The sequence below is a fragment of the Thermoanaerobaculia bacterium genome, from assembly GCA_035717485.1.
Taxonomy (GTDB): Bacteria; Acidobacteriota; Thermoanaerobaculia; order UBA5066; family DATFVB01; genus DATFVB01.
Map to the genome: position 1 here is coordinate 1 of DASTIQ010000184.1, position 9,765 is coordinate 9,765.

Genomic DNA, 9,765 nt, shown 5'->3' on the forward strand with positions numbered 1-9,765 from the left:
GGCGGTTCCGCGGTCGAGAAGAGCCGCGGAACCGCCGCGAGAATCCCGGAGCTGTCTCCGGTGCGGGGTCACCAGTGCGGGACCGGGATGGGAATCGGCACGCTTTGAATCACGAAATGCGGGAACGGGAACGCGACGAACACCCGATGCCTTCGATAGCGCGGGTACGGATACGCGTAGTAATCGGGGGCGTAGCCGTAAGCATAGGGCGCGTAGTCGTACGCGTAAGGCTGGTAGTAGCCGTAGCCGCCGCCGTACTAATGGCCGCCGCGGTAGTACTCGCGATGGCCGCCGTAACCGCCGCGCCGCTCGTAACCGCCCTGGCGGCCGTAGTCGCCACCGCGATGGCGATCGCCGCCGCCGTCATAGCTGCGGCTTTCCTGCCGCCGGCCGGAATCGTGGCCCCGGTATCCCTGAGCATTCGCCGACCCCGCGCCGAAAGCGAGAAGAGCTCCGGAAACGACGGCGGCGAGAACGAGTTTCTTTCCTTCCATAGTGACCTCCGGCCCGGAGTCATCGCAACGTCGGTGCCATTCCACCCGGCTCGATGAATCCCGACAACCATTTGTCCGTCAGCGGTTTACGAGCACCCGAAGAGGCGGTCTCGGTTCCCGTCTGTCCGCCCGGTTCGATGCCCGCCCTCGACGGGTGACAGCCGGCACGTTCGATGCAGCGCGATTCACCGTGAGAAAACTTCTCCTTCTCCCGCTCCTGGCACTCGTCTCCGGCTGCGCGCGAACCGACTCGCGGATCTCCGACCACGTCAAGAGCCGGATCTCCCGCGAGCCCGGAATCTCGTCGCAGGCGATCTCGGCGGACACCCGAGACGGCATCGTCACGCTTTCCGGAACGGTCGAATCTCCCGAGCAGAAGGAACAGGCTCTTCGGACGGCCCGGGAAACGGCCGGCGTCCGCTCGGTCATCGACGAGATCCACGTGACCTCGGCCGCGGGACCCGGAGAGGTCAGCGCGAACGCCCCGAGCTCGCTCACCGGAGCGATGCCGCCGGGTGGGAGGAGCCCCGCCGCGGCTCCGCCGACGAAATCGGGGACCGACACTCCCCCGCCGCCATAGGCCGGCACAGACCCCGGAAGCGCGTGCGCGATCCGGGACGTCTGGCCCTTCCTCACATCACCGACCCGCCCCGGAAGCCGCTCGCTGATGCGCCGCGGCCGTGGTCGCGCTCGTCACCACGAAGACGTTGAACTCGGGTCCCGTCCCGGGCGGCGTCTTCCACCCCACCGGGCGGGCCGGCGGAAACGCCCGCAGCGGCACGTTCACCCCGGCTCCGCGATACACGCCCGCGGCCACCGGCGTCCCGTAGAAATCCTGGGCATTCCGGATTTCGAAGCGATCGCCGCCGCGGAGTACCGCGGAGAGATCGACGACAGCCGCGGGACGCCGATCGGCGTTGAACACCGTCACGATCGCACGACCCTTCTCGTAGCGGTCGGGCCGCACGAAAACCGCCGAGCCGATCGGCTGGCGGACGTATCGGTTGCCGGGAAATCGACCGGCGTCGAGGTTTGCGAGGCTCGCGAACACCGTGTTCCCCGAAAAATCGACGACGCCGTTCTTCGGGTTCATCCGCACCTCGCCGTTGACGACGACGTTGTCGCGGACGACCGCGCGATCGACTCCCCGCCCGTACGGGTCGTATCCGAGATTGATCTGCGTGCCTCGACCGCCCGAATACCAGAGGAGATTCCCCACGATCCGGGTGTTCGCCGCCACGCGACCTCCCCCGACGAGGATGTTGTTGGCGGGGTCGCCGACGGGGGTGCCGTTCTCGAAGATCGTGTTTCCCTCGATGTCGAGATTGTCGAGCCCCGCCTTCGCGCTGCCGTAGGCCTGGATTCCGTTGTCGAAGTTCTCGAAGATGACGTTGTCGACGATCCGCTTCGTCCCCACGACGTTCTGCACGTAGATTCCGTGTCCGTGGCCCCGGTCGGGCGCCGTCCATCCGTTGTAGTAGACGAGACATCCGGAGACCTCGAGATCGATCGCTTCCTTCCAGAGCGCGACCGAGGCGAGATCGTGAGCGACGAGGTCGATGAGCTTCAACCCGGCACCCGTCGCCCCCGTCTCCTCGGTCTCGAGGATCCCGCGCGGCACGTCGGTCGGATACGGGCCTTCCTGCCGCGACACGCGGAGCGCGGCGGAGCTCGTCACCTCGAAATCCCGGTACCAGGCGTCGTGGCCCGAGATCTTGAGCGTCCCGTCGATCGTCGCGCGCGCCGAGGGAGCGGCGCGAACGACGACCGGAGCGCCGGGGCGGCCCCGCAGCGCGGCGCGGAACTCGCCGCGGTAAACCCCGGCGAGGAGGAGCACCGTGTCGCCCGGATGCACGCGGGCGGGCTGCGCGAGCGCCGTCGCGAGGTCCCACGGGCGCCGGCGACTCCCGTCGCCCGACGGAGTTCCGTCCGGCGCGGCGAAGAACTCGGAAGCCGGCGCCGCCGCGGCGGACGCGAGCGCCACGGCCGTGGCGAGCACGCGAAGAGCGATCGTTTTCAGCGCCGGCCCACGGCTGCAAGCGGCGTGCCCCGCGCTCGGGGCACGCCGCTCCCGGTTCCTTCCGCCGGCTAGGCCGGTCCCTTCCGGTCCGCGGGAGCCGGGCCGGTGGTCGGAGACGGCCCCGTGGGTGCAGGCGTCGGAGCGGGAGCCGGAGGGGGAGCCGGCGACGGCGAAGGCGACGGGGACGGCGACGGGGAAACGGAGCCGAGGGGGAGGAGGACGAACACGTTGAACTCCTCCGACGGGGAAGGAGCGGCCCAACCGACGGGCGCGGCGACCGTCAGCCCGTGCATCGGGACCGCGATCGGCTTCCCGTCGTAGGTTCCCGAGGCGACGGGCGCGCCGTAGAAATCGCGCGCGTTCCGGATTTCCCAGCTCTGTCCCGCCGCCAGGACTCCGGAGACGTCCGCGTCGACGAACGGCGCGCCGGCGCCGGTATACGCGATGATCGTCGCGCGCCCCGGCTCGTAGGCGTTCGGCCGGACGAACGCGACGCTGATGCCGGGATGCGACCAGAGATAGGAGTTCTGCGGAAACTCGGCGGCGTTCCATCCGAAGATCGACGAGTAGATCGTGTTCTGCGTCATGACGGTGCCGGAATTGGAGGCGTTCTGCTTGATCACCCCGTTGACGAAAGCGTTCCCGGTGACGACGGCGTCGGACGTGCCCCGTCCCAGGTCCGCGTATCCGAGGTCGATGTCGTTGCCGTTGCCCCACTGGGAGAAATACACGAAATTGTCGGTCACGACCGGCCGGTGCGCGACGACGCCGCCGCCGATCGTGATGTTGTCGGCGGGCGAATTCACGATCTCGCCGTTGCCGAAGATGGTGTTGCCGTCGATCGTGATGTCGTCGAGGAAGGAGTTCTCGGTGCCGTAGACCTGGATGCCGTTGCAGAAGTTCTGGAAGATCACGTTGTCGCGGATCGTCTTGGTCCCTTCGCGGTTCTGCACGTAGAGACCGTGGCCGTGGCCGCGGTCGGGCGCCGTCCAGCCGTTGTCGGAGATGAGCGAGCCGTAGAACTCGACGTTCGTCGCCTCCTTCCAGAGGCCGACGTCCTGGACGTCGTGGATGACGAGATTGATGAACTTCAGCCCGTCGCCGGTGCGGGAGGACTGCTCGGTCTGGACGTTTCCGCGTCCGATGTCGGTCGGGTTCGAGCCGGTCTGCCGCGAGACCCGGTTCGGATCGGAGCTCGTGATCTCGAAGCCCCAGTACCAGGCGTACGAGCCCGCGACCGTGAAGATCGATTTCCAGCCGGAATCGCCGCCGTCGATCGTCGCGCGTTCTCCGGGGTACTGGCGCACGACGATCGGGGCGTCGGCGGTGCCGTTCAGATTCGCCGTGTACGTGCCGCGATAGGTTCCGCCCCGAAGCCAGATCGTGTCTCCGGGGCGAACGGAGGCCGGCTGCGCGAGCGCGGTCGCGAGGTCCCACGGATGATCGGCGTCGCCCGGGGCGTCGGGCGAACCGTTCGGCGAGACGTAGAAGTCCGAGGCGCCCGCCGCGATGGCGGCGGCGAGCGTCAGCAGAACGAGACCGAGAGTTTTCATGTCGGGGTTTCCTTTGGGTTGATGAGGGTGAGGGTTTTGCCGGCAGCGGCCGGCGGGATGACGAGGGAAAGACTCGGAAACGACGAACGATCTCGGACGATGGGTTTGTCAAAGAGCTCCGATGGAGTTTCGCGCGGGGTTGCTGCTGAAGGGCGAGATGGTACTGCGCCGGCAGCGAGTCAGAAAGGGGGTTTCTGCGAAATTAAATTTCATGCCAGGAACCGCCGGATATACTGACCGCCCCGGATGACAGCCTCGGTCCTTCTCCTCGCCGCCAGTCTCGCCGCGAAGGGGAATTCGCGATTTCCGGCGGCCTCCGGCCGCTGGGAGTTCACGACCACCTTCGCGATGGGAGGGCTCCCGGTCGCGCCTCCGCCGCGCACGGTCGAACGCTGCCTCGAGGGGCGGGACGATCCCGCGGCTCTCCTCGCCGAAATCGGCGCTCCCCCCGGCGACTGCCGGACCGACGGGTGGGCGGCCGAGGGGCGCGCGGTCCGCTGGACCGCGGCGTGCGAAGGACGTTACCGGGGACCCGGCACCGGCCGGCTCGCCTTCGACGGCGAACACGGCGAAGGGGAATTCACGATCGAGATCGAGGATGGCCGCGGAACGAAACATCCGGTGCGCTACCGGATCGAGGCGGCGAGGCGCGGAGCGTGCTCGCCGTGAAGCGCTGCTGGGTCGGGGTCGATCTCGGGGGAACCAAGATCCTCGCCGGCGTGTTCTCGCCGCGCGGACGGTGGCTCGGCCGATGCAAGCGGGCGACGCCCTTCGCCTCCCCGGGGAAGGCGCTGATCGCCGCGATCGGGGAAGCGATCGAAGGCGCCATCGCCCACGCCGGCGTCACCCAAAAGGCCGTCGGAGGGATAGGTCTCGGATGTCCCGGGCCTCTCGACCCGGAGCGCGGCGTGATCCTCCGGACGCCTCATCTCGCGGCGCGCCGCGTCGTCCTCGGGCCGGCGATCGCCGGACGCTTCGGCAAGCCCGTCGTCCTCGAAAACGACGTTCACATGGCGATGCGCGGCGAGTGGCGGATGGGCGCCGGACGAGGGTTCCGGAACCTCGTCGGCCTCTGGATCGGGACGGGGGTCGGCGGCTGCGTGATCTCGGAAGGCCGCGTCGTGACCGGGGTCAACCGGAACGCCGGCGAGCTGGGTCACATGATCGTCGACGCGTCCCGAGCCCGCCCGGGAAGCGACGCGGGCTCGCTCGAATGGGAGGCGTCGAAATCGGGGATCGTCCGCTGGCTCCGCCGGCAGATCCGCGGCGGCCGGCGCTCGGTCCTCCGAAGCCGCGCGTTCGGTCCGGCGCGCCTCCACAGCCGCGACCTCGGGGACGCGTACCGCGCGGGAGACCGGCTCGCCGTCGAGGCCGTCGAGCGATCGGCGCGGCACGCCGGGATCGCGATCGCGAATCTCTTCGACGCGCTCGCCCCGGAGGTCTTCGTCCTCGGCGGCGGGATCGTCCAGGACGTCGGGGGAAGCTACGTCCGGCTCGCGCGCGAAGCCGCGATCGCGCACGCGTTCTCGACCGAGCTCGCGCGCCCGCGGGTCGTCGCGTCGATCCTGCACGAAGCGGCGGGGCCGCTCGGCGCCGCGCTCGCGGCGATGGAAGCGGCGCGAAGAGCCTCCCGATAGCCGGAAGGATCGATCCCTCGCGGCGCCGCCGGCGTCCGGCTCCCGAGCTTGGAAATTGCGTCCCGGTGCGATAGCCTTCACGCCAATTTAACGAGGTTTCATACGACCCGTCGAATCGTCATCGGTGCGGCCGGTTCGATCGCCCGAACGACAGCCCTCACTGCCCTCGCCGCCGGGATTCTCCTCGCGGCGGCCTGCGGCAGAGGCGGGCGGAATGGCGGGCGCCCGAACGTCCTTCTCGTCACGATCGACACCGTTCGCGCCGATCACCTCGGCGCCTACGGATACCGCGAGGCCGAGACGCCGAACCTCGATCGGCTCGCCGCGGAAGGGCTGCGCTTCGACGAGGCGATCAGCGCGGTTCCGCTGACTCTCCCCTCGCATGCGACGATCCTCTCGGGCCTTCTGCCGCCGCATCACGGGCTGAGGAACAACGGCGCCGGCCGGTTCCCCGCCTCGCGCGAAACGCTCGCGACCCGGCTCTCCGCGGCCGGGTATCGAACGGGAGCGTTCGTCGGCGCCTACGTCCTCGACCACCGTTTCGGGCTCGCCCGCGGCTTCGACCGGTACGACGACGAGATCGCGCGCGACCCGGCCGCGCCCAGCGCGCTCGAAGCGGAGCGCCCCGGGCGCGAAGTCGTCGACCGCGCGCTCGGCTGGCTCGGGGAAAACGATCCCCGCCCGTTCTTCGCCTGGGTTCACCTCTACGACGCCCACGCCCCGTACGACCCGCCCGAACCGTTCAAGTCCCGCCACGCCGGACGTCCCTACGACGGCGAGGTCGCCTCCGTCGATTCGCAGGTCGGCCGCCTCCTCGACTGGATCGCTTCGACCGGGCGCGGCGGCACCACGATCGTCGCGGTCGCGGCCGACCACGGCGAGGCCCTCGGGGAGCACGGCGAGCTGACTCACGGCTTCTTCGTGTACGAGGCCACCCTGCACGTTCCCCTTCTCCTGCGGGCGCCCCGTCTGTCGCCGCGCGCCGTCGCGACTCCCGTCAGTCTCGCCGACCTCGCGCCGACGCTCGCCGGTCTGGCCGGAACGCCGCTGACGGGCGCTCTGGACGGACGGGATCTCTCGCCGATTCTGCGCCGGGGCGCCGAACCGGCCGCCGCGGACCTCTATTCGGAGACGGAATACCCGCGCATTTTCGGCTGGAGCGGTCTCTCCGCGCTCCGGCGGAAGAACCTGAAATACATCGAAGCCCCCCGGCCGGAGCTCTACGACCTCGCGCGGGATCCGAAGGAGGCGCGAAGCCTCGGCGCCGCGCCACGAACCGATCTTGCGGCCGCGATCGCGGTGTTTCGGCGCGATGCGCTCGTCCCCGAAAAGCCGCCGTCCGCCGGCGACCGCGAGTCGGCCGCGAAGCTCGCGTCGCTCGGCTACATATCGGGATCGCCCTCCGCCGCGGAGAATTCCACCCTCCGGGATCCGAAGGACGTCGTCGCCGCGTTTCGCCAGTTCGAGGACGCGCACTGGGATCTCGTCGGCGGACGCGTCGAGCCGGCGCGACAGAAGCTCCTCGCGGCGCTCCGGTCCGATCCCGACAACCCGGTGTTCCTCGATTCTCTCGGGCTTTCGTACCGGAGGCTCGGCGACTTCGACGCCGCGATCCGGGCGTACCGGCGCGCGGTCGCGCTCTCGCCCGGCGACGCCGACACCCGCTACGACCTCGCCGTGACGCTGAAGGAAGCGGGACGGATCGACGAAGCGTTGTCCGCCGCGCAGGACGCGCTGCAGCACGACGCGTCGAGTCCCGAGGCGATCGACATCCTCGGCATCGCGCTCCTCGCGAAAGGACGGCCGGAGGAGGCGCTCGCTCAGTTCGATCGGGCCGCGGCGCTCGATCCGCGCGACGCCCGGACCCAGAACAACCGGGGCAACGTCCTTCGCCAGTTGAAGCGTCCCGCGGAGGCGGAAGCCGCGTACCGGCGCGCGATCGCCCTCGCCCCCCGATACGCGGAGCCGTGGAACGGGCTGGGCACTCTCGAGGTCGACGACCGCCGCTTCGCGGAGGCCGTCGCGAGCTTCGATCGGGCGATCGCGCTCGCGCCGGACGATCACGAGGCGAGGCTCAACCGCGGCATCGCGCTGGAGATGGCCGGAGACCTCCCTTCGGCCGAGTCCGCGTATCGGGACTTTCTGCACGCCGCGTCGAACGATCCTCGCTTCCTCCGGGAATGTCAGGTCGCCAGCCAGTTGATCGCGCGACTGGCTCGAAGAGAGTCGAGAGTTCCAGAACCCGAAAGGAGGTGACCCGGACCCCTTTTTCGGACCGATGAGAGATTTTTGAGAAGGAGATTAGACCCGATGCGACAGACATTTCGGATCCTCTCCCGGAGCGCGGGGGCCCTGGCCCTGGCCGCGCTCCTGACCTCCCCGGCGGGACTCCGGGCCCAGGGCACGAACGCGACGTTGACGGGGCGCGTGCTCGACCAGAACGGTGCGGGGCTGCCCGGCGTGAGCGTCACGGCGACGTCGCCGGACACCGGGTTTACCCGCGGGGACACCACGGCGCAGGACGGCGCCTACACGATCGCCGCGATCCCGGCGGGGAGCTACACGGTCACGTATGCGATCTCCGGTTTCAAGACCGTCGAGCAGAAGAACGTGGAAATGAACGTCGCGACGACGCGCACGCTGAACGTCACGATGCAGGTCTCCGCGGTCGCCGAGATGATCACCGTCACCACGGAAGCCCCCCTCGTGCGGACCGATCCCGCCATCGGGGCCATCATCAGCCAGAAAGAGCTGCAGACCCTGCCGCTCAACGGCCGCCAGTTCGCCAACGTGGCCGTCCTCGCCCCGGGGACGCAGCTCGCGTACAACACGGATCCCACCAAGCCCGGCCAGCTGACCGTCCAGCTCGACGGCGGCAGCGGCCGCAACGTCAACTACATCATGGACGGCGGCGACAACACCGACGACACGATCGGCGGCGCGCTGCAGAACTTCTCGCTCGAGAGCGTCCAGGAGTTCAAGATCCAGACCCAGCAGTACAAGGCCGAGTACGGGCGCTCGACGGGAGGCGTGCTGAACGTCGTCACCAAGAGCGGCTCGAACGAATTCCACGGCAGCGGCTTCGAGTACTTTCGCGACAAGAGCCTGAATTCCGAGACGCAGAGCGAGAAGAACGCGAACTCGGGAAAGTCCGATTACCGCCGGAACCAGTACGGCGCCTCGCTCGGCGGACCGATCGTCAAGGACGTCGCGCACTTCTTCGTGACCGCGGAGAGGACCGAGCAGAGAACGAACATCATCCAGGACACGGGAGGCGTTTTTCCCGAGCTCGACGGCAAGCCCGTCGAGACGCCGTTCCGCGACGACCTGCTGGCCGCGAAAGTCACGGCCGACATCTCGGCTTCCCAGTTCCTGCAGGTCCGGTACGGGTACCAGAAGAACTCCCAGCTCTACGGTGTCTACTCGAATCACACGCCCGACTCCTTCGGAACCATCTCGAACAAGTACTCTTCGAGTCTCGCCGGGCTCCAATCTCAGCTCGGGCAGAACGCGTTGAACGAGTTCGTCTTCCAGTACACGAAATTCGACAACGCGATCACGCCGAACTCGGATCACCCGACGATTTACTTCGCGAGCGGCGTTCTCTCCGGCCAGAATCCGAACACGCCTCAGACCACGCGGCAGACGAAGTACCAGTTCAAGGACGACGTCACGTATTCCGCGGACTGGCACGGCAGCCATGACCTCAAGTTCGGCGTCAACTTCGTCCACGAGCCCACTCTCGCGGGCGACTTCTCGGTCGGGACCGCGGCGCCGACGTACATCCTGAACGGCGACTCGCTCGATTCCTCCGTCGCGTCGATCACGCAGAACGGCGGCTTCAGCGGGTACAGCAGCCCGAAGAACATCTACGACGTGTACGTCCAGGACGACTGGAGGCCGTCTCCCCGGCTCACGGTCAACGTCGGGTTGAGGTACGACCTGAACCTCGGCTACGACCTGAATCAGTCCTCGAACCAGATCTGCCAGGAGCTGTCGACGCAGACGCAGTTCAACGATGCCAGCTACTACCAGGATTTCCGGGGCTGGGACTGCAAGCT

At 68.5% G+C, this 9,765-nt stretch carries 8 protein-coding genes; 5 read left to right on the plus strand and 3 right to left on the minus strand.

Annotation, left to right across the window (positions count from 1 at the left end):
- Positions 1–257: 257 nt before the first annotated feature.
- Positions 258–494: a hypothetical protein gene (locus VFS34_09825; protein ID HET9794749.1), complete on the minus strand. Its 237-nt coding sequence runs from the start codon at positions 492–494 to the stop codon at positions 258–260.
- Between the two features lie 190 nt (positions 495–684).
- Here VFS34_09825 and VFS34_09830 point away from each other — a divergent pair, with 190 nt between their 5' ends.
- Positions 685–1,074, plus strand: coding sequence for a BON domain-containing protein (locus tag VFS34_09830; protein HET9794750.1), 390 nt, complete (start codon positions 685–687; stop codon positions 1,072–1,074).
- A gap of 57 nt (positions 1,075–1,131) precedes the next feature.
- On the opposite strand, the gene VFS34_09835 is transcribed toward VFS34_09830, so the two are convergent.
- Both VFS34_09835 and VFS34_09840 read right to left on the minus strand, forming a co-directional pair.
- Positions 1,132–2,493 carry a right-handed parallel beta-helix repeat-containing protein gene (locus VFS34_09835; protein ID HET9794751.1) on the minus strand — a complete coding sequence of 454 codons (1,362 nt, stop codon included), beginning with the start codon at positions 2,491–2,493 and terminating at the stop codon, positions 1,132–1,134.
- An 89-nt stretch (positions 2,494–2,582) separates the two neighbouring features.
- Positions 2,583–4,067 carry a right-handed parallel beta-helix repeat-containing protein gene (locus VFS34_09840; protein HET9794752.1) on the minus strand — a complete coding sequence of 495 codons (1,485 nt, stop codon included), beginning with the start codon at positions 4,065–4,067 and terminating at the stop codon, positions 2,583–2,585.
- A gap of 246 nt (positions 4,068–4,313) precedes the next feature.
- Between VFS34_09840 and VFS34_09845 the strand changes: the two genes are divergently transcribed.
- The 4 genes from VFS34_09845 to VFS34_09860 form a co-directional block, all read left to right on the plus strand.
- Positions 4,314–4,736, plus strand: coding sequence for a DUF3617 family protein (locus VFS34_09845; GenBank protein HET9794753.1), 423 nt, complete (start codon positions 4,314–4,316; stop codon positions 4,734–4,736).
- Positions 4,733–5,704: an ROK family protein gene (locus tag VFS34_09850; GenBank protein HET9794754.1), complete on the plus strand. Its 972-nt coding sequence runs from the start codon at positions 4,733–4,735 to the stop codon at positions 5,702–5,704. Before VFS34_09845 ends, VFS34_09850 begins: the two co-directional genes overlap by 4 nt.
- 48 nt (positions 5,705–5,752) lie before the next feature.
- Complete coding sequence (locus VFS34_09855) at positions 5,753–7,960, plus strand: sulfatase-like hydrolase/transferase (protein ID HET9794755.1); 2,208 nt, start codon at positions 5,753–5,755, stop codon at positions 7,958–7,960.
- A gap of 54 nt (positions 7,961–8,014) precedes the next feature.
- Positions 8,015–9,765: carboxypeptidase regulatory-like domain-containing protein (locus VFS34_09860; protein ID HET9794756.1), on the plus strand; the 1,751-nt coding region annotated here is incomplete at its 3' end.

Bases quoted from the DNA above. Each gene is read 5' to 3' on its own strand.
- VFS34_09825 (HET9794749.1), bottom strand. From the start codon at position 494: ATGGAAGGAAAGAAACTCGTTCTCGCCGCCGTCGTTTCCGGAGCTCTT.
- VFS34_09840 (HET9794752.1), bottom strand. From the start codon at position 4,067: ATGAAAACTCTCGGTCTCGTTCTGCTGACGCTCGCCGCCGCCATCGCG.
- VFS34_09845 (HET9794753.1), top strand. From the start codon at position 4,314: ATGACAGCCTCGGTCCTTCTCCTCGCCGCCAGTCTCGCCGCGAAGGGG.